This window comes from Kosakonia sp. SOY2 (genome assembly GCF_027109175.1).
Lineage (GTDB): Bacteria > Pseudomonadota > Gammaproteobacteria > Enterobacterales > Enterobacteriaceae > Kosakonia.
The window spans coordinates 113,808-135,665 of sequence record NZ_JAPVXH010000004.1 but is presented as its reverse complement, the minus strand read 5'-3'; the positions used below and the strand labels follow the sequence as shown (position 1 = coordinate 135,665).

Genomic DNA, 21,858 nt, shown 5'->3' with positions numbered 1-21,858 from the left:
CGGAAACCGGGCCTGGTGTTGGTTAGCGCATAAAAGCGGGCTGTTTGTTTTCGTAAGCGGCGATGGCATCGTCGTGCTGTAACGTCAGACCGATGCTGTCCAGACCGTTCAGCATGCAGTGGCGGCGGAAGGCGTCAATCGAGAAGCTGTACGACTTCCCGCCCGCATTCACCACTTGCGCTTGCAGATCCACCTCAAAGCTAATGCCCGGGTTGTTCTGCACCAGCGTAAAGAGCTCATCCACTTGTTGATCGCTCAACGTTACCGGCAGCAGCTGGTTGTTAAAGCTGTTGCCGTAAAAGATGTCGGCGAAACTTGGCGCAATCACCACTTTGAAACCGTAATCGGTCAACGCCCATGGCGCGTGTTCACGTGATGAACCGCAGCCAAAGTTTTCCCGCGCCAGCAAAATCGATGCGCCTTTGTATTGCGGGAAATTCAGCACGAACTCCGGGTTCGGCTGTTGGCCTTTGTCATCCAGAAAACGCCAGTCGTTAAACAGATGGGCACCAAAACCGGTGCGCGTGACCTTCTGCAAAAACTGCTTCGGGATAATGGCGTCGGTATCCACATTCGCGGCATCCAGCGGAACGACCAGGCCGGTATGTTGGGTAAATTTCTCTGCCATGGTTGTTCTCCTTACAAGCTGCGAATATCAGCGAAATGGCCGGTCACGGCGGCGGCGGCGGCCATCGCCGGGCTAACCAGATGCGTGCGCCCGCCGCGACCCTGGCGGCCTTCAAAGTTACGGTTACTGGTCGATGCGCAACGTTCACCCGGATTCAGGCGATCGTTATTCATGGCCAGGCACATGGAGCAGCCCGGCAAGCGCCATTCAAAACCGGCTTCAATAAAGATTTTGTCCAGACCTTCGGCTTCCGCCTGTGCTTTCACCGGACCGGAGCCAGGCACAACCAGCGCCTGTACGCCCGGCGCGACTTTGCGCCCTTTGGCGATTTCCGCCGCTGCGCGCAGATCTTCAATGCGTGAGTTGGTGCAGGAGCCGATAAAGACTTTATCGATAGCCACTTCCGTTAACGGTACACCAGGTTTGAGCCCCATGTAGGCCAGCGCTTTTTCTGCGGAAGCGCGCTCAACCGGATCGGCGAACGAGGCCGGATCGGGAATGATATCGGTCACTGAAATAACCTGACCCGGGTTGGTGCCCCAGGTTACCTGCGGTGCGATCTCTTCGGCCTGCAACGTAACTACGGTGTCGAAAACCGCACCTTCGTCGGTATGCAGGGTTTTCCAGTAGGCCACTGCATCATCGAAGTCTTTGCCCTTCGGCGCATGCAAACGACCTTTCACGTAGTTAAAGGTGGTTTCATCCGGGGCGACCAGGCCGGCTTTTGCGCCCATCTCAATCGCCATATTGCACAGCGTCATACGGCCTTCCATGCTCAGCGCACGGATAGCGTCACCGCAGAACTCAACCACGTGCCCGGTGCCGCCGGCGCTGCCGGTTTTACCAATGATCGCCAGCACGATATCTTTCGCGGTGATCCCCGGTGCGGCCGTACCTTTGACTTCAATTTTCATGGTTTTGGCGCGACCCTGTTTCAGGGTTTGCGTCGCCAGAACGTGTTCCACTTCCGATGTACCGATACCGAAAGCCAGCGCGCCAAATGCGCCGTGGGTGGCGGTGTGGGAATCGCCACAAACGATGGTCATGCCCGGCAGGGTGATGCCCTGTTCCGGCCCCATTACGTGGACGATGCCCTGATACGGGTGGTTCAGGTCATACAGTTCAACGCCGAATTCGTTGCAGTTTTTGATCAACTCCTGCATCTGAATGCGCGCCATCTCGCCGGAAGCGTTGATGTCTTTAGTTTGTGTCGAGACGTTGTGATCCATCGTCGCGAAGGTTTTACCCGGCTGGCGCACCGGACGGTGGTGCGCGCGCAGCCCATCGAACGCCTGCGGTGATGTCACTTCATGCACCAGATGGCGGTCGATATACAACAGTGGGGTTTCGTTTGGCGCTTCATAGACCACATGGGCGTCAAATAACTTTTCGTACAAACTTTTAGCCATGATTACACCCCTTCAGCGACATAACGAGCGATGATGTCGCCCATCTCATCGGTACTGACAGCGGCGGCGCCACGGGCTAAGTCGCCGGTGCGTACGCCTTCTTCTAATGCACGATTGATAGCGCCTTCGATGGCGTCAGCCGCGTCGCCTGCATTCAGGCTGTAACGCAGCAGCAGCGCCAGCGACAGGATCTGCGCAATTGGGTTGGCGATATTTTTCCCGGCGATATCCGGCGCGGAGCCGCCTGCCGGTTCATACAGACCAAAACCTTGTTCGTTCAGGCTGGCGGAAGGCAGCATGCCCATCGAACCGGTGATCATGGCGCATTCGTCGGAAAGAATGTCGCCGAACAGGTTGGAACACAGCAGCACGTCAAACTGGGACGGATCTTTAATCAACTGCATGGTGGCGTTGTCGATATACATATGCGCCAGTTCAACGTCCGGGTATTCGCCCGCGATTTCGTTGACGATTTCGCGCCACAGCAGCGAGGTTTGCAGCACGTTGGCTTTATCAATCGAGTGGACTTTTTTGCGGCGTTTGCGCGCTGATTCAAACGCGATACGCGCAATGCGTTCGATTTCAAAACGGTGATAGATCTCGGTATCAAATGCTTTTTCATGCTGGCCGCTACCTTCGCGGCCTTTCGGTTGACCGAAGTAGATGCCGCCGGTCAGTTCGCGCACGCACAGAATGTCGAAGCCGTTGGCGGCGATGTCTTCGCGCAGCGGACAGAATGCTTCCAGACCCTGATACAGTTTTGCCGGGCGCAAGTTACTGAACAGTTTGAAGTGTTTACGCAGCGGCAGCAGCGCGCCGCGTTCCGGCTGCTGCGCCGGCGGCAGATTTTCCCATTTCGGACCGCCGACAGAGCCGAACAGAATCGCATCGGCTTGTTCGCAGCCTTCAACCGTGGCCTGCGGCAGCGGGTTACCGTGACGATCGATGGCAATGCCGCCGACATCATAATGGCTGGTGGAAATACGCATACCAAAACGGTTACGTACGGCTTCCAGAACTTTCAGCGCTTGTGCCATTACTTCCGGACCGATACCGTCACCCGGCAACACAGCAATATGGTAATTCTTCGACATCACACGGTTTCCTTGTTGTTTTCTTTGTTCTGAGCCTGGCGTTGCAACTCTTTTTCGACTTCGGCGGCGCGCCAGATGTTGTTCAGTACATGCACCATGGCTTTGGCGGAGGATTCCACAATATCGGTCGCCAGACCGACGCCGTGGAAGCGGCGACCGTTGTAGTTCACCACGATATCAACCTGACCCAGCGCGTCTTTGCCCTGGCCTTTGGCGCTCAAATCGTATTTCACCAGTTCGATGTCATAGGCCGTCACGCGGTTAATGGCCTGGTAGACCGCATCGACCGGGCCGTTGCCGTTGGCGGCTTCGGCTTTGATCTCTTCGCCACACGCCAGCTTCACAGACGCGGTGGCGATATCGTTGGAGCCGGACTGCACGCTGAAGTAATCCAGGCGGAAATGTTCTGGCTCTTCCTGCTGTTTATTAATGAATGCCAGCGCTTCCAGATCGTAATCAAAGACCTGGCCTTTTTTATCCGCCAGCTTCAGGAAAGCGTCGTACAGATTATCCAGGTTGTAGTCGGCTTCTTTGTAGCCCATCTCTTCCATGCGGTGTTTCACCGCAGCGCGCCCGGAACGGGAGGTCAGGTTCAACTGAACCTGATTCAGACCGATGGATTCCGGGGTCATGATTTCGTAGTTTTCGCGGTTTTTCAGCACGCCGTCCTGGTGAATACCGGAGGAGTGGGCAAATGCGCCGGTGCCAACAATGGCTTTGTTCGCCGGAATCGGCATATTGCAAATCTGGCTGACGGTCTGGCTGGTGCGCCAGATTTCATGGTGATTGATTTGGGTGTGCACGTTCATGATGTCTTTGCGCACTTTGATTGCCATGATCACCTCTTCCAGCGAGCAGTTACCGGCGCGTTCGCCGATACCGTTCATTGCGCCTTCTACCTGGCGCGCGCCGGCGTGTACTGCGGCGATAGCGTTACCCACGGCCAAGCCTAAGTCGTCATGGGTGTGAACAGAGATAATGGCTTTATCGATATTTGGTACGCGTTCGTACAGACCGGAGATGATATTGGCGAACTCGAACGGCATGGTGTAACCCACGGTGTCCGGAATGTTGATGGTTTTCGCACCGGCATTGATGGCGACTTCAACGACGCGCGCCAGATCGCCAATCGGGGTGCGGCCTGCATCTTCACACGAGAATTCCACGTCGTCGGTATAGTTGCGAGCGCGTTTAACCATGTAAATGGCGCGTTCAATCACTTCATCCAGCGTGCTGCGCAGCTTGGTTGCGATATGCATTGGTGAGGTGGCAATGAATGTGTGGATACGGAACGCTTCGGCAACTTTTAACGACTCTGCTGCAACATCAATATCTTTTTCTACGCAGCGGGCGAGGGCGCAAACGCGGCTGTTTTTCACCTGGCGCGCAATGGTTTGTACGGATTCAAAATCGCCCGGGGAAGAGACCGGAAAACCCACTTCCATCACATCAACGCCCATACGCTCCAGCGCCAGGGCGATTTGCAGCTTCTCTTTCACGCTCAGGCTCGCCTGTAACGCCTGTTCACCATCACGTAATGTGGTATCGAAAATAACGACTTGCTGGCTCATGGTTTAGGTCCTTGTCTCTTAGGTCGCCTCGCTACGAGCATAAAAAAACCCGCGCCAAGGCGCGGGTTCTTAGTCTTAACTGGAAGGACGATTCAACTCAGAATGTCGCCCACCGGTCTACCGCGCACGAGAGATGCGTTTAGTAGTAGTAGACCAGCGAAACCGACGTTGCGAATCATGAATCATGCTCCAGGTGAATGCGATATGCTTTTAGTGGTACTGGATACGTAAGTTAATGTCAACCCCTCGTCTGAAAAGCGTGGCTGAAGAGCGTCGATTACTTTGTTGCGCTTTAGTTAATAATTCTGTCTATGAGATGGAAATACGTTTTTCATGCTTACGCATTACCGGTTGTGTCTGGCGTTACGCAGTATTTAAAATCTTCCGTAAAAGCGAAGTGAATAATCGAGTGATGTGTAAAGGAAAACAGCGATAGAGATATATTTTTATTGAGATTACAGAATGTTTGGTAAGGTAAAAATATATGAAGAACTCCCTTAATTTAAGATGAAAAAGTTAATTTTCATTCGCCTGGAAAATAAAACAGGAGCTTTATATATTCCTAATTTGTCACACCGTACTTCTAATAATGTTATATGCGTGATAAATCATCTTCCTGAATATTATTATTACGCAGGTCGAGGGAGCTCATGATGACGACGGATTGCAAAATACCTGGTGAAGATGTTTATAATCAGCAAGTTAATGAAGAGGGGAAACCGCAGTTACGTTCTGTCGATCTCAATTTATTGACTGTTTTTGATGCAGTAATGCAGGAACAAAATATCACCCGCGCGGCACATGTTCTGGGAATGTCGCAACCCGCAGTAAGTAATGCTGTTGCGCGGCTTAAAGTCATGTTTAATGACGAACTTTTTGTTCGCTATGGGCGTGGGATCCAGCCAACGGCGCGCTCGTATCAACTTTTTGGTTCTATCCGCCAGGCGCTGCAATTGGTGCAAAATGAACTGCCCGGTTCCGGATTCGATCCGCTTAGTAGTGAACGTGTATTTAATCTGTGTGTTTGTAGCCCGCTGGATAATCTTTTAACGTCAGCGATTTACAATCGCGTAGAGAAAATTGCCCCCGGTATTAATTTAGTATTTAAATCCGATCTTAATCACAGCACCGAGCACCAGCTGCGTTATCAGGAAATTGAGTTTGTGATTGGCTACGAAGAGTTTCGCCGGCCTGAATTTTCATGTATCCCATTATTTAATGATGAAATGGTACTGGTCGTCAGCCATCAGCATCCCCGCCTCAATGCGCTCACCACAGAAAACGCCATCTTCAGAGAACAGCATGCGGTGGTTTCGCTGGACCGGTACGCGTCATTTAGCCAGCCATGGTATGACAGCGTAGATAAATGCAGTTGTATTGCTTATCAGGGGATGGCGCTGACCAGCGTATTAAGCGTGGTTTCGCAAACTCATCTGGTGGCGATTGCACCGCGCTGGTTAGTGAATACATTTGCTGAAGGGCTGGATTTAGCGATGCTGCCGCTCCCGTTAGATCTGAAGAGCCGCACGTGTTACCTCTCCTGGCATGAAGCCGCAGGCAGAGATAAGGGCCATCAATGGATGGAAGAGCTTCTGGTGTCGGTGTGTAGCCATTAGCCAGTGGGCAGAATCATCCAGCGGTGAAAGCGTTTGGTTATTCTGCTCTGTTTTTTTCTGGCAGTATTTTGTCCTGATTTACGTCTGTCGCAATGACAGACGATGTTGCAAAAATGGATCAATTACTGGACAACTTCGTATTCGGATGATGAATGGTCATCGTCTTTGCTTATCACAGATGTTTCCACCAATTCTGCGTTTCTGACGTCGTTTTTTCACTTTTGTACAGGCTTCACCGCAAGGGCTTGCTAATTGCCTGCCAGATTTTGAGCGGTTATGGTAACTGCCATTCATAATCAGAGTGCAGGGATTTCCTGTTCTGAACAGAGCGACAGCGCGGAAATGATTTTCGCCGTCAGTCGACAAACGTAAGCCTGGAGGCAAAGCATGGAGATGTTGTCTGGAGCCGAGATGGTCGTCCGATCGCTTATCGATCAAGGCGTAAAGAAAGTATTCGGCTATCCCGGAGGCGCGGTTCTTGATATCTACGATGCCCTGCATACCGTCGGCGGTATTGAACACGTGCTGGTTCGCCACGAACAGGCGGCGGTACATATGGCCGATGGTCTGGCGCGGGCGACGGGTGAAGTGGGCGTGGTCCTGGTAACTTCCGGCCCCGGCGCGACCAACGCCATTACTGGCATCGCTACGGCATATATGGATTCTATTCCGCTGGTGGTGCTCTCCGGTCAGGTTGCAACGTCGCTGATTGGCTATGATGCTTTCCAGGAGTGCGACATGGTGGGGATCTCCCGCCCGGTGGTAAAACACAGTTTTTTAGTCAAGCAAACGGAAGATATTCCCGGTGTATTAAAGAAAGCTTTCTGGCTTGCCGCCAGCGGTCGCCCTGGACCGGTAGTGGTCGATTTGCCGAAAGACATTATGAACCCGGCCAATAAGCTGCCTTACGTCTGGCCGGAATCCGTCAGCATGCGTTCCTATAACCCGACAACGCAGGGACATAAAGGCCAGATTAAGCGCGCCTTACAAACGCTGGCGGCGGCGAAAAAGCCGGTGGTCTATGTTGGCGGTGGCGCGATCAATTCAGCCTGTGAAGTACAACTACGCCAGCTTGCTGAAAAACTGAATTTACCGGTTGTCTCTTCATTGATGGGGCTGGGGGCATTTCCTGCTTCCCACCGACAGGCGCTCGGCATGCTGGGCATGCACGGGACTTACGAAGCCAATATGACGATGCACCATTCGGATGTCATCTTTGCCGTTGGCGTGCGTTTTGACGATCGCACCACCAACAATCTGGCGAAATATTGCCCGGATGCGACGGTGCTGCATATCGATATCGATCCGACGTCTATTTCCAAAACCGTGCAGGCAGATATTCCGATTGTTGGTGATGCGCGGCTGGTGCTGGAACAGATGCTGGAATTGCTGGATCAGGAAGCGTATCCGCAGCCGTTAGATGAGATTCGCGACTGGTGGCTGCGCATCGATCAATGGCGCGCCCGCCAGTGTCTGAAATACGATACCCAAAGTGAGAGCATTAAACCGCAGGCGGTGATTGAAGCGGCCTGGCGCCTGACGAAAGGCGAGGCTTACGTGACATCAGATGTCGGCCAACACCAGATGTTCGCCGCGCTTTACTACCGCTTTGATAAGCCGCGCCGCTGGATCAACTCAGGCGGGCTGGGGACGATGGGATTCGGTTTGCCTGCGGCGCTCGGCGTGAAGATGGCGTTGCCGGATGAGACGGTGATTTGCGTGACCGGCGATGGCAGTATCCAGATGAACATTCAGGAGCTTTCTACCGCTTTACAGTATGAATTGCCGGTGCTGGTGCTCAATCTTAACAACCGTTACCTGGGCATGGTGAAGCAGTGGCAGGACATGATTTATTCTGGTCGCCATTCGCAATCGTATATGGAATCACTACCTGATTTCGCCCGCCTGGCGGAAGCCTATGGCCATGTTGGGATCCGCATTACGCGCCCGGATGAGCTGGAAGCGAAACTCGCTGAAGCACTGGAACAGGTGAAGAATAATCGCCTGGTGTTTGTTGATGTTACCGTTGACGGTAGTGAACACGTTTATCCGATGCAGATCCGCGGTGGCGGTATGGATGAGATGTGGTTAAGCAAAACGGAGAGAACCTGATTATGCGCCGGATATTGTCTGTATTACTGGAAAATGAATCGGGCGCGTTATCGCGCGTGATTGGTTTGTTCTCCCAGCGGGGTTACAACATTGAAAGCCTGACGGTTGCGCCAACCGATGATCCGACGTTATCAAGAATGACGATCCAGACCGTTGGCGATCAGAAAGTGCTCGAACAGATCGAAAAGCAACTGCACAAACTGGTTGATGTTCTGCGCGTCAACGAATTGGGGCAGGGCGCGTACGTTGAGCGCGAGATCATGCTGGTGAAAATTCAGGCCAGCGGCTACGGGCGCGAAGAGGTGAAACGCAACGCGGAAATTTTCCGTGGGCAGATCATTGACGTTACCCCTTCTATTTATACGGTTCAGCTTGCCGGAACCAGCGACAAACTGGATGCGTTTCTGGCGACGATCCGCGATGTCGCAAAAATCGTTGAAGTCGCGCGGTCTGGCGTGGTGGGGTTGTCGCGCGGCGACAAAATCATGCGTTGATCGTGATCGTTCTCTCCATTTATCTGCCCGGCCTCTTACGCCGGGCTTTTTTTTGCGAAATCATACGGAACCAGATACGAAAGCGGTTGCCGCAGTGAGTATTCTGCGCTTAGATGTTATGGAAATTAGCCTATATCCCTAAAAAGGTTATGGAGTGCACTATTTTAAGGGGCAATTGTGAAACTGGATGAAATCGCCCGGCTAGCCGGCGTCTCACGAACCACGGCCAGCTACGTCATTAATGGTAAGGCGAAGCAGTATCGTGTCAGCGACAAAACCGTCGAGAAAGTGATGGCGGTTGTTCGTGAGCATAACTACCACCCGAACGCGGTGGCGGCTGGGCTGCGAGCAGGACGAACTCGCTCGATTGGGTTGGTTATCCCCGATCTTGAAAACACGAGCTACACGCGTATTGCCAACTATCTGGAGCGCCAGGCGCGTCAGCGCGGCTATCAGCTTTTGATTGCCTGCTCTGAAGATCAGCCTGACAACGAAATGCGTTGTATTGAACATTTGCTGCAACGGCAAGTGGACGCGATCATCGTATCCACTTCTCTGCCGCCGGAGCATCCGTTCTATCAACGGTGGGCGAATGACTCCTTCCCGATCGTCGCACTCGATCGTGCGCTGGATCGTGAACACTTCACCAGTGTCGTTGGTGCCGATCAGGATGATTCGGAAATGTTGGCGGAAGAGCTGCGTAAATTCCCGGCGGAGCGTGTGCTTTACCTTGGCGCTTTACCGGAGTTATCGGTGAGCTTCCTGCGTGAGCAGGGCTTTCGCACCGCGTGGAAAGACGATCCGCGCGAGGTTCAGTATCTCTACGCCAACAGTTATGAGCGGGAAGCCGCTGCGCAGCTGTTTGAGAAATGGCTGGAAACCAACCCGATGCCGCAAGCGATGTTTATCACCTCGTTTGCCTTATTGCAGGGGGTGCTGGATGTGACGTTGCGTCGCGACGGCAAGCTGCCATCTGATTTGGCGATTGCCACCTTCGGCGATCATGAGTTGCTGGATTTCCTGCAATGCCCGGTGCTCGCGGTGGCGCAGCGTCATCGCGATGTGGCCGAACGCGTGCTGGAGATCGTGCTGGCAAGCCTTGATGAGCCACGCAAACCGAAAGCGGGGCTTAGCCGTATTCGCCGTAATCTTTACCGTCGCGGCATACTTAGCCGGGTATAGTTTCGGGTGAAAGGCAGCGACAGCTGCCTTTTTACTATTCATCTCTTACCTTTAATCAAATTATTGTTAAGACTCTCCTAAGATAAATCCTTAATTTCCCAATGGCTGCTGTTAATTTATTTTGCCCATTTCTTAAAAAACATTTTTAAAGGGTAATTGAGAAGTAACTTATCCCGGTTTTTGTATTGAATTGTTACATCTAAAAAAGGCCACGCGCATTGAATTAACGTCCATTTATCGCGTTAAGGTTTTATCACTGTGGAAGTGCCGCCGCGCTGTGCGCGCGTTGATGTAACTGGTGCTGTTAACTCTCTTCAATATGTCTTAAAATGCCGCCCGCGTCGCAAACTGACACTTTATATTTCGCGCGCAGAAATTGAATGGTTTTAAACGCGCGTGCGCATATTCTGTTTTTTTTCTTGCAAATATTCATGACGTTAATTTGCCTCGTAAGCTGAGCACTATTTCACCGACGCAGATATTCGCTGTGAATAAGGGATCTTTTGTTCTGGTTAGCCATTGCGCTGGCTTGACAAGCTTTTCCTCCGCTCCGTAAACTCCCTCAGTGGGGATTTGTGGGATAAAGTGGTGTAAAAGGGTCACCTGGGGGTGAATCGGAAATGTTCCGTGGAGCGACGTTAGTCAATCTCGACAGCAAAGGGCGGTTGTCCGTTCCCACCCGATATCGGGATTTGCTGCAGGAGAATGCCTCCGGTCAAATGGTTTGCACCATTGACATCCGTCACTCATGCCTGCTGCTTTACCCTTTGCCCGAATGGGAAATTATCGAGCAAAAACTGTCGCGTCTGTCGAGTATGAACCCGCTCGAACGGCGCGTACAACGTTTGTTGCTGGGGCATGCCAGCGAGTGCCAGATGGATAGCGCCGGGCGCATTTTGATTGCGCCTGTTTTACGGCAACACGCCGGATTAACGAAAGAAGTGATGCTGGTCGGGCAGTTCAATAAATTTGAGCTGTGGGACGAAACGACCTGGTATCAACAGGTCAGGGAAGATATCGACGCTGAGCAATCGGGTTCCGAAGCGCTTTCGGATCGGTTGCAGGATTTGTCTCTGTAATGATGATGGAAAATTTTAAACACATGACGGTGCTGCTGGATGAGGCCGTTAACGGCCTGAATATTCGTCCGGATGGCATTTACATCGATGGCACTTTTGGTCGCGGTGGTCACTCGCGCTTGATCCTCTCCCAACTGGGAGCGGAAGGACGCTTGCTGGCGATCGATCGCGATCCGCAGGCGATTGCTGTAGCACAAACCATTGATGATCCCCGCTTCTCCATCATTCATGGTCCCTTTTCCGCGCTTGCTGATTATGTCAGCGAGCGCGACCTTATTGGCAAGATCGACGGTATTCTCCTCGATCTTGGCGTCTCTTCACCGCAGCTTGACGATCCGGAACGCGGCTTTTCCTTTATGCGTGATGGCCCGTTAGACATGCGTATGGATCCCACTCGCGGTCAGTCTGCCGCCGAATGGTTACAAACCGCTGATGAAGCCGACATTGCCTGGGTTTTAAAAACATTTGGTGAGGAACGCTTTGCCAAACGTATTGCCCGCGCCATCGTCGAGCGCAACCGTCTCGATCCCATGACCCGCACCAAAGAGCTGGCGGAAGTGGTGGCGGCAGCAACGCCAGTGAAAGACAAATTCAAACATCCCGCGACCCGTACCTTCCAGGCGGTGCGCATTTGGGTGAACAGTGAACTGGAGGAGATAGAGCTGGCGCTAAAAAACTCGCTCGGCGTGCTTGCCCCGGGAGGGCGGCTTTCGATTATCAGCTTCCATTCACTGGAAGACCGCATTGTGAAACGCTTTATGCGTGAGCAAAGCCGTGGCCCGCAGGTTCCTGCCGGGTTGCCGATGACCGAAGAGCAACTCAGGAAACTGGGTGGCCGTCAGCTGCGAGCCTTAGGAAAGTTGATGCCGGGCGAAGAAGAAGTGGCTGAAAACCCACGTGCCCGTAGTTCAGTTCTGCGTATTGCAGAGAGGACGAACGCATGATCGGCAGAGTGACAGAGACCCTGAGCAAAGTGAAGGGATCGTTAGGAAGCAACGAGCGCCATGCTTTGCCTGGCGTGATCGGCGACGATCTTTTGCGATTTGGGAAACTGCCACTCTGCTTGTTCATTTGCATCATTATGACGGCAGTGACGGTGGTCACTACCGCCCATCACACGCGTTTATTAACCGCACAGCGTGAACAACTGGTTATTGAGCGCGACGCGCTGGATATCGAATGGCGCAACCTGATCCTTGAAGAGAACGCGCTCGGCGATCACAGCCGGGTTGAACGGATCGCCACAGAAAAGCTGCAAATGCAGCATGTCGATCCCTCACAGGAAAATATTGTGGTGCAGAAATAGAGATGAATAAGGAATCACGCAACGCATGAAAGCAGCGGCGAAAACGCTTAAACCGAAACGCCAGGAAGAACAGGCCAACTTTGTCAGTTGGCGTTTTGCGTTGCTTTGCGGTTGTATTCTGCTGGCACTGATGTTTCTGCTCGGACGCGTTGCCTACCTGCAAGTCGTCAATCCGGACATGCTGGTGCGTGAAGGGGATATGCGTTCCCTGCGTGTACAAGAAGTAGCGACGTCGCGCGGGATGATAACCGACCGTTCTGGCCGCCCGCTGGCGGTGAGTGTCCCGGTGAAAGCCATCTGGGCGGATCCGAAAGAGTTGCACGATGCGGGTGGTGTGACGCTCGATAATCGCTGGAAGGCGCTCTCTGACGCGCTGAATATGCCGCTCGACCAGCTTGCTTCACGCATCAATGCCAACCCGAAGATGCGCTTTATTTATCTTGCGCGTCAGGTTAACCCGGATCTCGGTGATTACATTAAAAAGCTGAAATTACCCGGGATTCATCTGCGTGAAGAGTCTCGCCGTTACTATCCATCCGGAGAAGTGACTGCTCACCTCATCGGTTTTACCAACGTCGACAGCCAGGGCATTGAAGGCGTTGAGAAGAGCTTTGATAAATGGCTCACCGGTCAGCCGGGCGAACGCATTGTGCGTAAAGACCGCTACGGGCGCGTGATAGAAGATATTTCGTCTACCGATAGCCAGGCGGCGCACAATCTCGCATTAAGTATTGATGAACGTTTGCAGGCGCTGGTCTATCGCGAGCTGAATAACGCCGTAGCGTTTAACAAAGCAGAGTCGGGCAGCGCCGTGCTGGTGGATGTGAACACCGGCGAAGTGCTGGCAATGGCCAACAGCCCTTCCTATAACCCAAACAACTTCACCGGCACATCGAAAGACGCGATGCGTAACCGCGCTATTACCGACGTATTTGAGCCGGGTTCCACCGTGAAACCGATGGTGGTTATGACCGCGCTACAGCGCGGCGTGGTGACGCCAAATACGGTGCTGAACACGGTGCCTTATCGTATTAACGGCCATGAAATCAAAGACGTGGCGCGATACAGCGAATTAACCCTCACCGGGGTCTTACAGAAGTCGAGTAACGTCGGTGTTTCTAAGCTGGCGTTAGCGATGCCCTCCTCAGCGTTAGTAGATACTTACTCACGTTTTGGCCTGGGAAAAACGACCAATTTGGGGATGGTCGGGGAACGCAGTGGCTTATTTCCTCAAAAACAACGGTGGTCTGACATAGAGAGGGCCACCTTCTCTTTCGGCTACGGGCTAATGGTAACGCCGTTACAGTTAGCGCGAGTCTACGCAACCATTGGCAGCTACGGCATCTACCGTCCGCTGTCGATCACCAAAGTTGATCCGCCAGTTCCGGGCGAACGCATCTTCAACGAATCCATTGTCCGTACCGTGGTGCACATGATGGAGAGCGTGGCGCTGCCAGGCGGTGGCGGTGTGAAAGCCGCCATCAAGGGTTATCGCATCGCGATTAAAACCGGTACGGCGAAAAAAGTCGGCCCCGATGGCCGCTATATCAATAAATACATTGCTTACACCGCTGGCGTCGCGCCTGCCAGCCGCCCGCGCTTTGCGCTGGTGGTGGTTATCAACGATCCGCAAGCGGGTAAATACTACGGTGGCGCCGTGTCCGCGCCGGTCTTTGGTGCCATCATGGGTGGCGTTCTGCGCACCATGAACATTGAACCGGATGCGCTGACCACGGGCGAAAAAAGTGAATTTGTAATTAATCAAGGCGAGGGATCAGGTGGCAGATCGTAATTTGCGCGACCTTCTCGCTCCGTGGGTGCCAATGCTACCTGCGCGAGCGCTACGAGAGATGACACTCGACAGCCGTGTGGCTGCCTCGGGCGATCTTTTTGTGGCAGTGGTCGGTCATCAGGCGGACGGGCGTCGATATATCCCGCAGGCGATTGCGCAAGGTGTTGCTGCCATTATTGCTGAAGCGAAAGATGAAGCGAACGACGGTGAAGTTCGTGAAATGCACGGCGTTCCGGTCATTTACCTCAGCCAGTTAAATGAGCGCCTTTCCGCGCTGGCAGGTCGTTTTTATGGTGAGCCTTCCGGGCAATTACGTCTTATCGGCGTAACCGGTACTAACGGTAAGACCACCACCACACAGTTACTGGCGCAGTGGAGCCAACTGCTTGGCGAAACCAGCGCGGTGATGGGCACAGTGGGCAACGGTCTGTTGGGTAACGTCGTACCGACGGAAAATACCACCGGATCTGCTGTCGACGTTCAGCACGTCATTGCCGGGCTGGCGGCGCAAAACGCGACCTTTGCGGCGATGGAAGTCTCTTCCCATGGCCTGGTACAGCATCGCGTGGCGGCACTGAAATTTGCCGCCAGCGTGTTCACCAATTTAAGCCGCGATCACCTGGATTATCACGGTGATATGGCGAACTACGAAGCCGCGAAATGGCTGTTGTTCTCTTCACATCATTATGGTCAGGCGATCATTAATGCCGACGACGAAGTTGGCCGTCGCTGGCTGGCCAAATTACCGGACGCCGTTGCGGTATCGATGGAAGACAATATCAATCCGGACTGTCATGGTCGCTGGTTGAAAGCCGTGAGCGTTGATTATCACGACAGCGGTGCGACGATCCATTTCGACTCCTCATGGGGCGAAGGTGAAATTGAAAGCCGCCTGATGGGGGCGTTTAACGTCAGTAATCTGCTGCTGGCGCTGGCGACGTTGCTGGCGCTGGGTTACCCGCTGAGTGAACTGCTAAAAACCGCATCACGTCTGCAACCAGTTTGCGGTCGTATGGAAGTGTTCAGCGCGCCGGGTAAACCCACCGTGGTGGTGGATTATGCCCATACGCCGGATGCGCTGGAAAAAGCGCTGCAGGCGGCGCGTCTGCACTGCACTGGCAAACTGTGGTGCGTGTTTGGCTGCGGCGGCGATCGTGATAAAGGCAAACGTCCATTAATGGGCGCGATTGCTGAGCAGTTCTCTGATGTACCGGTGGTGACGGACGACAATCCGCGTACCGAGGAGCCGCGCGCCATTATTAATGACATCCTCGCGGGCATGCTGGATGCGGGTCAGGCTCGCGTGGTGGAAGGCCGGGCAGAAGCGGTGACCAATGCCATCATGCAAGCCAAAGAGAACGATGTCGTGCTGCTGGCCGGTAAAGGCCATGAAGATTATCAGATTGTGGGTACACGCCGTCTGGATTACTCCGACCGCGTCACCGCGGCGCGTTTGCTGGGGGTAGTAGCATGATTAGCGTAACGCTGAGTCAACTTGCCAGCACGCTGCACGCGGAACTGCACGGCCAGGATGTTGTGATTGAGGCGGTAACCAGCGACACACGTAAACTGACGCCGGGCTGCCTGTTTGTTGCGCTGAAAGGCGAGCGTTTTGATGCTCACGACTTCGCTGACAAAGCGAAAGAAGGGGGCGCGGGTGCGCTGCTGGTGAGCCGAAAACTGGATATCGACCTGCCACAGTTAGTGGTGCAGGACACCCGCCAGGCCTTTGGCGAACTGGCTGCCTGGGTTCGCCAGCAAGTGCCAACGCGCGTGGTGGCGCTGACCGGTTCTTCCGGCAAGACGTCAGTGAAAGAGATGACCGCTGCTATTCTGAGTGAATGCGGCAATACGCTCTACACCGCCGGCAATCTTAACAATGATATTGGCGTGCCAATGACCTTGTTGCGCCTGACCAAAGAGCACCAGTTTGCGGTGATTGAACTGGGGGCGAACCACCAGGGCGAAATCGCCTGGACTGTTAGCTTGACACGCCCGGAAGCGGCGCTGGTCAATAACCTGGCGGCAGCGCATCTGGAAGGCTTTGGCTCGCTTGCCGGTGTGGCGAAAGCGAAAGGCGAAATCTACACCGGTCTGCCCGCTAACGGTATCGCCATTATGAATGCCGACAATAATGACTGGCTGAACTGGCAGAGCATCATTGGCGATCGCAAAGTCTGGCGCTTCTCACCCAACGCAGCGAACAGCGATTTTACCGCGACGAATGTGCATGTGACTTCACATGGCACTGAGTTCACGCTGCAAACCCCAACCGGCAATGTGGATGTCACTCTGCCACTGCCGGGTCGCCACAACATCGCTAATTCGCTGGCAGCAACGGCGCTGGCAATGGCGGTTGGCGCAAGCCTGGACGCGGTAAAACGCGGGCTGGCAAACCTGAAAGCCGTACCGGGGCGCTTATTCCCGGTGCAGTTGGGTGAAAACCAACTGCTGCTGGATGACACCTATAACGCCAACGTTGGTTCTATGACCGCGGCTGCCCATGTGTTGTCCGAAATGCCGGGTTATCGGGTGATGGTGGTTGGCGATATGGCCGAACTGGGTGATGAGAGCGAAGCGTGTCATATCCAGGTCGGTGAAGCGGCGAAAGCCGTCGGCATTGATAAAGTTCTGAGCGTCGGCACGTTGAGCAAAGCGTTGAGCAAAGCCAGCGGCGTAGGCGAGCATTTTAACGATAAAGCGGCAGTAACAGCGCGCTTAAAGGCGCTCATCGCTGAGCAGAAAATTATTACTATTTTGGTGAAAGGTTCACGTAGCTCCGCCATGGAAGAGGTGGTACGCGAATTACAGGAGAACGGGACATGTTAGTGTGGCTGGCCGAACATTTGGTCAAATATTATTCCGGCTTTAACGTCTTTTCCTATTTGACGTTTCGCGCCATTGTCAGCCTGTTGACCGCGCTCTTCATCTCCTTGTGGATGGGGCCGCGCATGATTGCCCGCTTGCAAAAACTCTCTTTTGGTCAGGTTGTACGTAACGACGGCCCTGAATCGCACTTCAGCAAACGCGGTACGCCGACGATGGGCGGGATCATGATCCTGACCGCGATTGTGGTTTCTGTTGTGCTGTGGGCGTACCCATCCAACCCCTACGTCTGGTGTGTTCTTGTCGTGCTGGTGGGTTACGGTGCGATTGGCTTTGTCGATGACTACCGCAAAGTGGTGCGCAAAGACACCAAGGGCTTGATTGCACGCTGGAAGTATTTCTGGATGTCGGTTATCGCGCTGGGCGTAGCGTTTGCGCTCTATCTGGCGGGCAAAGATACCCCCGCGACCGAGCTGGTGGTGCCGTTCTTTAAAGATGTGATGCCGCAACTGGGCATGTTTTACATTCTGCTGGCTTATTTCGTGATTGTTGGCACCGGTAACGCGGTCAACCTGACGGATGGCCTGGATGGCCTGGCGATTATGCCGACGGTTTTCGTTGCCGGCGGTTTTGCGCTGGTGGCATGGGCGACCGGCAACATGAATTTTGCTAACTATCTGCACATTCCTTATCTGCGTCATGCAGGGGAACTGGTGATTGTCTGTACGGCGATTGTCGGCGCTGGGTTAGGGTTCTTGTGGTTTAACACCTATCCGGCACAGGTTTTTATGGGCGATGTCGGTTCACTGGCGCTGGGCGGCGCGCTGGGCATTATCGCCGTGCTGCTGCGCCAGGAGTTCCTGCTGGTGATCATGGGCGGGGTGTTTGTGGTGGAAACACTGTCGGTCATTTTGCAGGTTGGTTCATTCAAACTGCGCGGCCAACGTATTTTCCGTATGGCGCCGATTCATCACCACTATGAACTGAAAGGCTGGCCGGAACCGCGCGTGATCGTGCGCTTCTGGATTATTTCGCTGATGCTGGTGCTGATTGGCCTGGCAACGCTGAAGGTACGTTAATCATGGCTGATTACCAGGGTAAAAAAGTCGTCATCATCGGTTTGGGTCTCACAGGCCTTTCCTGCGTGGACTTTTTCCTCGCACGCGGTGTCACACCGCGTGTGATGGATACGCGCATTTCTCCGCCGGGGCTGGACAAGCTGCCGGAGGCGGTGGAGCGCCATCTTGGTAGTCTTAACGATGACTGGTTGCTGGCCGCCGATCTGGTTGTTGCGAGCCCAGGCATCGCGCTGGCGCATCCTTCTTTGAGCGCGGCGGCAGATGCTGGCGTTGAGATTGTTGGCGATATCGAGCTGTTTTGCCGTGAAGCGCAGGCACCGGTTATCGCGATTACCGGTTCCAACGGCAAAAGTACCGTGACCAAGCTGGTCGGGGAGATGGCCGAAGCTGCCGGGGTGAACGTCGGGGTCGGCGGTAATATCGGTCTGCCAGCGTTGATGCTCCTCGACGATGCGCGCGAACTTTATGTGCTGGAGCTTTCCAGCTTCCAGCTGGAAACTACCTCCAGCCTGCACGCGGCGGCGGCCACCATCCTGAACGTCACGGAAGATCATATGGATCGCTATCCGTTTGGGTTGCAGCAATATCGTGCTGCCAAGCTGCGCGTCTATGAAAACGCGAAAGTGTGTGTCGTGAATGCTGATGACGCATTGACGATGCCGGTACGCGGCGCGGATGAACGTTGTGTCAGTTTTGGCGTTGATGTCGGCGATTACCACTTAAACCGCCAACAGGGTGAAACCTGGCTGCGCGTGAAAGGTGAGAAAGTGCTGAATGTGGCTGAGATGAAACTGAGCGGCCAGCACAACTACACCAACGCGCTGGCAGCGCTGGCGTTGGCGGATGCCGTCGGTTTACCGCGCGCCAGCAGTTTGAAAGCGCTGACGACATTTACCGGACTGGCGCACCGCTTCCAGCTGGCGCTGGAGCATAACGGCGTGCGCTGGATCAACGACTCGAAAGCAACGAACGTCGGTAGCACCGAAGCGGCGCTGAATGGCCTGCATGTCGACGGTACGCTGCATTTGCTGCTCGGCGGTGACGGGAAATCGGCAGATTTCTCCCCGTTGAAGCGTTACCTGAGCGGCGATCGTATTCGTCTTTACTGCTTCGGCCGTGACGGCGCGGAGCTGGCGGCGCTGCGCCCGGAAATCGCGGATCAAACCGAGACAATGGATCAGGCCATGCGGCTCATCGCGACACGTGTACAGCCGGGCGATATGGTGCTGTTGTCACCCGCTTGCGCCAGCCTCGATCAGTTTAAAAATTTTGAACAACGGGGTGATGTCTTTACCCGTCTGGCGCAGGAGTTAGGCTGATGCGTTTAACGCTCCCCCGCCCAAGAATGCCGCGCCTGCCAGGATTGAGTATCCTGGCCTGGTTGTTTACGGCGTTAAAAGGCTGGGTCATGGGCTCGCGACAGAAGGACACTGATAGCCTGGTCATGTATGACCGCACGCTGCTGTGGCTGACGCTGGGCCTTGCGGCAATCGGCTTTATCATGGTGACGTCGGCGTCGATGCCAGTTGGACAGCGTCTGACGGACGATCCCTTCTTCTTTGCCAAGCGTCACGCGCTGTACCTGTTCCTGGCGTTTTGTATGTCGATGGTGACATTACGGCTGCCAATGGATTTCTGGCAAAAATACAGCTCAGCAATGCTGATCGCCGCGATCATCATGCTGCTGGTGGTGCTGGTTGTGGGGAGTTCGATCAACGGGGCATCGCGCTGGATTGATCTCGGGCTGATGCGTTTCCAGCCTGCGGAGTTCACCAAGCTGTCGCTGTTCTGCTATCTGGCGAACTACCTGGTGCGCAAAGTAGACGAAGTGCGAAACAACCTGCGCGGCTTCTTAAAACCGATGGGCGTGATCCTGGTGCTGGCGGTGTTGCTGCTGGCGCAGCCGGACCTTGGTACGGTGGTTGTACTGTTTATCACCACGCTGGCGATGCTGTTCCTGGCGGGGGCGAAGTTGTGGCAGTTCATCGCCATTATCGGGATGGGTATTTCCGCAGTGGTACTGCTGATCCTTGCCGAACCTTATCGTATTCGCCGCGTAACGTCGTTCTGGAACCCGTGGGAAGATCCCTTTGGTAGCGGTTATCAGCTTACCCAGTCGTTAATGGCGTTTGGCCGCGGTGAATTGTGGGGCCAGGGCTTAGGTAATTCGATTCAGAAACTTGAGTATCTGCCGGAAGCGCACACCGACTTTATCTTCTCCATTATCGGCGAAGAACTCGGTTATATCGGTGTGGTAGTGGCACTTTTAATGGTATTCTTCGTCGCTTTCCGCGCTATGTCTATCGGGCGTAAAGCGCTGGAAATCGATCATCGTTTTTCTGGTTTTCTGGCCTGCTCAATAGGTATCTGGTTTAGCTTCCAGGCGCTGGTTAACGTTGGTGCGGCGGCGGGTATGTTGCCGACCAAAGGGTTAACGCTGCCGCTTATCAGTTACGGTGGTTCCAGTTTATTAATTATGTCAGTGGCGATTACGCTGCTGCTACGCATAGATTATGAAACGCGTCTGGAGAAAGCCCAGGCGTTTACTCGAGGTGTGTGATGAGTGGTCAACCAAAGCGGTTAATGGTGATGGCGGGCGGTACCGGCGGGCATGTGTTCCCCGGTCTTGCGGTCGCGCACCATTTAATGGATCAGGGCTGGCAAGTGCGCTGGCTCGGAACCGCCGATCGCATGGAGGCTGATCTGGTGCCGAAGCACGGCATTGAGATCGATTTCATCCGCATCTCTGGTCTGCGCGGCAAAGGTATTAAGGCGCAGTTGCTGGCGCCGGTGCGTATCTTCAATGCCTGGCGTCAGGCGCGCGCCATTATGCAACGCTTTAAGCCTGATGTGGTGCTGGGGATGGGCGGCTATGTTTCCGGTCCCGGCGGGCTCGCGGCCTGGTCGCTTGGTATTCCGGTGGTGCTGCATGAGCAAAACGGCATTGCCGGTTTGACCAACAAATGGCTGGCGAAAATCGCCACTAAAGTGATGCAGGCATTTCCGGGCGCTTTCCCGACAGCGGAAGTGGTGGGGAACCCGGTGCGTGTCGATGTGTTGGCGCTCCCGCTGCCGCAGCAACGTTTGCCCGGTCGTGAAGGCCCGGTGCGAGTGTTGGTTGTTGGTGGTTCGCAAGGCGCGCGCGTACTTAACCAGACGATGCCGCAGGTTGCGGCAAAGTTAGGGGCCGCGGTCACTATCTGGCATCAAAGCGGGAAGGGTGCCCAGCAGGAGGTTGAGCGAGCTTATGCAAGCGCTGGCGAACCTCAGCATAAAGTTACTGAGTTTATTGACGATATGGCACAAGCCTATGCGTGGGCGGATGTGGTGGTGTGCCGCTCTGGGGCGTTGACGGTTAGCGAGATCGCCGCAGCAGGTTTACCGGCGCTGTTTGTACCGTTCCAGCACAAAGACCGGCAGCAGTACTGGAATGCCTTGCCGCTGGAAAAAGCGGGCGCAGCGAAGATTCTGGAGCAACCGCAATTTACCGTAGATGCGGTGGCTGCAACGCTCGCGGGCTGGAACCGCGAAGCATTACTGGAGATGGCCGAACGCGCGCGCGCGGCGGCGATCCCGGATGCTACCGAACGGGTGGCAAACGAAGTGAGCCTGGCAGCTCAGGCATAAATACTGGCGACGCCTTTTGCGTCGCGCAAATTTAAGTAGTCGA

The 21,858-nt window shown here is 54.4% G+C and carries 19 protein-coding genes; 14 read left to right on the top strand and 5 right to left on the bottom strand.

What is annotated here, in order from left to right:
* Positions 1–22: 22 nt before the first annotated feature.
* The 5 genes from leuD to leuL all read right to left on the bottom strand — a co-directional run bounded on the left by leuD (position 23) and on the right by leuL (position 4,881).
* On the bottom strand, positions 23–628 hold the full coding sequence (leuD, locus tag O3S68_RS19315; RefSeq protein WP_269232240.1) for a 3-isopropylmalate dehydratase small subunit: 606 nt from the start codon (positions 626–628) through the stop codon (positions 23–25).
* Positions 629–639: 11 nt separating this feature from the next.
* Positions 640–2,037 carry a 3-isopropylmalate dehydratase large subunit gene (gene leuC, locus O3S68_RS19310; protein WP_020456533.1) on the bottom strand — a complete coding sequence of 466 codons (1,398 nt, stop codon included), beginning with the start codon at positions 2,035–2,037 and terminating at the stop codon, positions 640–642.
* Positions 2,038–2,039: 2 nt separating this feature from the next.
* The gene (leuB, locus tag O3S68_RS19305) at positions 2,040–3,131 is read right to left on the bottom strand and encodes a 3-isopropylmalate dehydrogenase (RefSeq protein WP_020456534.1); all 1,092 of its coding nucleotides are present in this window, start codon (positions 3,129–3,131) and stop codon (positions 2,040–2,042) included.
* The gene (gene leuA / locus O3S68_RS19300) at positions 3,131–4,702 is read right to left on the bottom strand and encodes a 2-isopropylmalate synthase (RefSeq protein WP_269232239.1); all 1,572 of its coding nucleotides are present in this window, start codon (positions 4,700–4,702) and stop codon (positions 3,131–3,133) included. The genes leuB and leuA overlap by 1 nt, the downstream gene beginning before the upstream one ends.
* A 92-nt stretch (positions 4,703–4,794) precedes the next feature.
* Positions 4,795–4,881, bottom strand: coding sequence for a leu operon leader peptide (leuL, locus tag O3S68_RS24315; protein WP_110093646.1), 87 nt, complete (start codon positions 4,879–4,881; stop codon positions 4,795–4,797).
* Positions 4,882–5,355: 474 nt separating this feature from the next.
* On the opposite strand from leuL, the gene leuO reads away from it, so the two are divergent.
* The 14 genes from leuO (at position 5,356) to murG (ending at position 21,815) form a co-directional block, all read left to right on the top strand.
* A complete protein-coding gene (gene leuO, locus O3S68_RS19295; protein ID WP_269232330.1) occupies positions 5,356–6,318 on the top strand; it encodes a transcriptional regulator LeuO in 963 nt (320 codons plus the stop codon).
* 387 nt (positions 6,319–6,705) lie between these two features.
* Complete coding sequence (gene ilvI / locus O3S68_RS19290; protein ID WP_044489561.1) at positions 6,706–8,430, top strand: acetolactate synthase 3 large subunit; 1,725 nt, start codon at positions 6,706–6,708, stop codon at positions 8,428–8,430.
* 2 nt (positions 8,431–8,432) lie between these two features.
* Positions 8,433–8,924 carry an acetolactate synthase small subunit gene (gene ilvN, locus O3S68_RS19285; protein WP_007373137.1) on the top strand — a complete coding sequence of 164 codons (492 nt, stop codon included), beginning with the start codon at positions 8,433–8,435 and terminating at the stop codon, positions 8,922–8,924.
* Between the two features lie 177 nt (positions 8,925–9,101).
* Positions 9,102–10,106 carry a catabolite repressor/activator gene (gene cra, locus O3S68_RS19280; RefSeq protein ID WP_017457918.1) on the top strand — a complete coding sequence of 335 codons (1,005 nt, stop codon included), beginning with the start codon at positions 9,102–9,104 and terminating at the stop codon, positions 10,104–10,106.
* Positions 10,107–10,726: 620 nt separating this feature from the next.
* A complete protein-coding gene (mraZ, locus tag O3S68_RS19275) occupies positions 10,727–11,185 on the top strand; it encodes a division/cell wall cluster transcriptional repressor MraZ (RefSeq protein ID WP_097406975.1) in 459 nt (152 codons plus the stop codon).
* A 2-nt stretch (positions 11,186–11,187) separates the two neighbouring features.
* Positions 11,188–12,129, top strand: a complete 942-nt coding sequence (gene rsmH / locus O3S68_RS19270; protein WP_269232329.1) for a 16S rRNA (cytosine(1402)-N(4))-methyltransferase RsmH — start codon at positions 11,188–11,190, stop codon at positions 12,127–12,129.
* On the top strand, positions 12,126–12,491 hold the full coding sequence (ftsL, locus tag O3S68_RS19265; RefSeq protein ID WP_017457921.1) for a cell division protein FtsL: 366 nt from the start codon (positions 12,126–12,128) through the stop codon (positions 12,489–12,491). The genes rsmH and ftsL overlap by 4 nt, the downstream gene beginning before the upstream one ends.
* A 25-nt stretch (positions 12,492–12,516) precedes the next feature.
* Positions 12,517–14,283 (top strand): peptidoglycan glycosyltransferase FtsI, encoded by a 1,767-nt coding sequence (locus tag O3S68_RS19260; RefSeq protein ID WP_020456541.1) that lies wholly within the window; start codon positions 12,517–12,519, stop codon positions 14,281–14,283.
* Positions 14,270–15,757, top strand: a complete 1,488-nt coding sequence (gene murE, locus O3S68_RS19255) for a UDP-N-acetylmuramoyl-L-alanyl-D-glutamate--2,6-diaminopimelate ligase (RefSeq protein WP_045511913.1) — start codon at positions 14,270–14,272, stop codon at positions 15,755–15,757. The genes O3S68_RS19260 and murE overlap by 14 nt, the downstream gene beginning before the upstream one ends.
* Positions 15,754–17,112, top strand: a complete 1,359-nt coding sequence (gene murF, locus O3S68_RS19250) for a UDP-N-acetylmuramoyl-tripeptide--D-alanyl-D-alanine ligase (protein ID WP_269232238.1) — start codon at positions 15,754–15,756, stop codon at positions 17,110–17,112. Before murE ends, murF begins: the two co-directional genes overlap by 4 nt.
* Complete coding sequence (gene mraY / locus O3S68_RS19245; protein WP_020456544.1) at positions 17,106–18,188, top strand: phospho-N-acetylmuramoyl-pentapeptide-transferase; 1,083 nt, start codon at positions 17,106–17,108, stop codon at positions 18,186–18,188. The genes murF and mraY overlap by 7 nt, the downstream gene beginning before the upstream one ends.
* 2 nt (positions 18,189–18,190) lie before the next feature.
* Positions 18,191–19,507, top strand: coding sequence for a UDP-N-acetylmuramoyl-L-alanine--D-glutamate ligase (murD, locus tag O3S68_RS19240; RefSeq protein WP_269232237.1), 1,317 nt, complete (start codon positions 18,191–18,193; stop codon positions 19,505–19,507).
* Positions 19,507–20,748 carry a cell division protein FtsW gene (gene ftsW / locus O3S68_RS19235; RefSeq protein WP_020456546.1) on the top strand — a complete coding sequence of 414 codons (1,242 nt, stop codon included), beginning with the start codon at positions 19,507–19,509 and terminating at the stop codon, positions 20,746–20,748. The genes murD and ftsW overlap by 1 nt, the downstream gene beginning before the upstream one ends.
* The gene (gene murG / locus O3S68_RS19230) at positions 20,748–21,815 is read left to right on the top strand and encodes an undecaprenyldiphospho-muramoylpentapeptide beta-N-acetylglucosaminyltransferase (RefSeq protein WP_017457928.1); all 1,068 of its coding nucleotides are present in this window, start codon (positions 20,748–20,750) and stop codon (positions 21,813–21,815) included. The genes ftsW and murG overlap by 1 nt, the downstream gene beginning before the upstream one ends.
* The last annotated feature ends 43 nt before the right edge of the window (positions 21,816–21,858 follow it).

Excerpts from the sequence above, each read along its gene's own strand:
- leuD (WP_269232240.1), bottom strand. The coding sequence starts at position 628 with ATGGCAGAGAAATTTACCCAACATACCGGCCTGGTCGTTCCGCTGGAT.
- leuC (WP_020456533.1), bottom strand. The coding sequence starts at position 2,037 with ATGGCTAAAAGTTTGTACGAAAAGTTATTTGACGCCCATGTGGTCTAT.
- leuB (WP_020456534.1), bottom strand. The coding sequence starts at position 3,131 with ATGTCGAAGAATTACCATATTGCTGTGTTGCCGGGTGACGGTATCGGT.
- leuA (WP_269232239.1), bottom strand. The coding sequence starts at position 4,702 with ATGAGCCAGCAAGTCGTTATTTTCGATACCACATTACGTGATGGTGAA.
- leuL (WP_110093646.1), bottom strand. The coding sequence starts at position 4,881 with ATGATTCGCAACGTCGGTTTCGCTGGTCTACTACTACTAAACGCATCT.
- leuO (WP_269232330.1), top strand. The coding sequence starts at position 5,356 with ATGACGACGGATTGCAAAATACCTGGTGAAGATGTTTATAATCAGCAA.
- ilvI (WP_044489561.1), top strand. The coding sequence starts at position 6,706 with ATGGAGATGTTGTCTGGAGCCGAGATGGTCGTCCGATCGCTTATCGAT.
- ilvN (WP_007373137.1), top strand. The coding sequence starts at position 8,433 with ATGCGCCGGATATTGTCTGTATTACTGGAAAATGAATCGGGCGCGTTA.
- mraZ (WP_097406975.1), top strand. The coding sequence starts at position 10,727 with ATGTTCCGTGGAGCGACGTTAGTCAATCTCGACAGCAAAGGGCGGTTG.
- rsmH (WP_269232329.1), top strand. The coding sequence starts at position 11,188 with ATGATGGAAAATTTTAAACACATGACGGTGCTGCTGGATGAGGCCGTT.
- ftsL (WP_017457921.1), top strand. The coding sequence starts at position 12,126 with ATGATCGGCAGAGTGACAGAGACCCTGAGCAAAGTGAAGGGATCGTTA.
- O3S68_RS19260 (WP_020456541.1), top strand. The coding sequence starts at position 12,517 with ATGAAAGCAGCGGCGAAAACGCTTAAACCGAAACGCCAGGAAGAACAG.
- murF (WP_269232238.1), top strand. The coding sequence starts at position 15,754 with ATGATTAGCGTAACGCTGAGTCAACTTGCCAGCACGCTGCACGCGGAA.
- mraY (WP_020456544.1), top strand. The coding sequence starts at position 17,106 with ATGTTAGTGTGGCTGGCCGAACATTTGGTCAAATATTATTCCGGCTTT.
- murD (WP_269232237.1), top strand. The coding sequence starts at position 18,191 with ATGGCTGATTACCAGGGTAAAAAAGTCGTCATCATCGGTTTGGGTCTC.
- ftsW (WP_020456546.1), top strand. The coding sequence starts at position 19,507 with ATGCGTTTAACGCTCCCCCGCCCAAGAATGCCGCGCCTGCCAGGATTG.
- murG (WP_017457928.1), top strand. The coding sequence starts at position 20,748 with ATGAGTGGTCAACCAAAGCGGTTAATGGTGATGGCGGGCGGTACCGGC.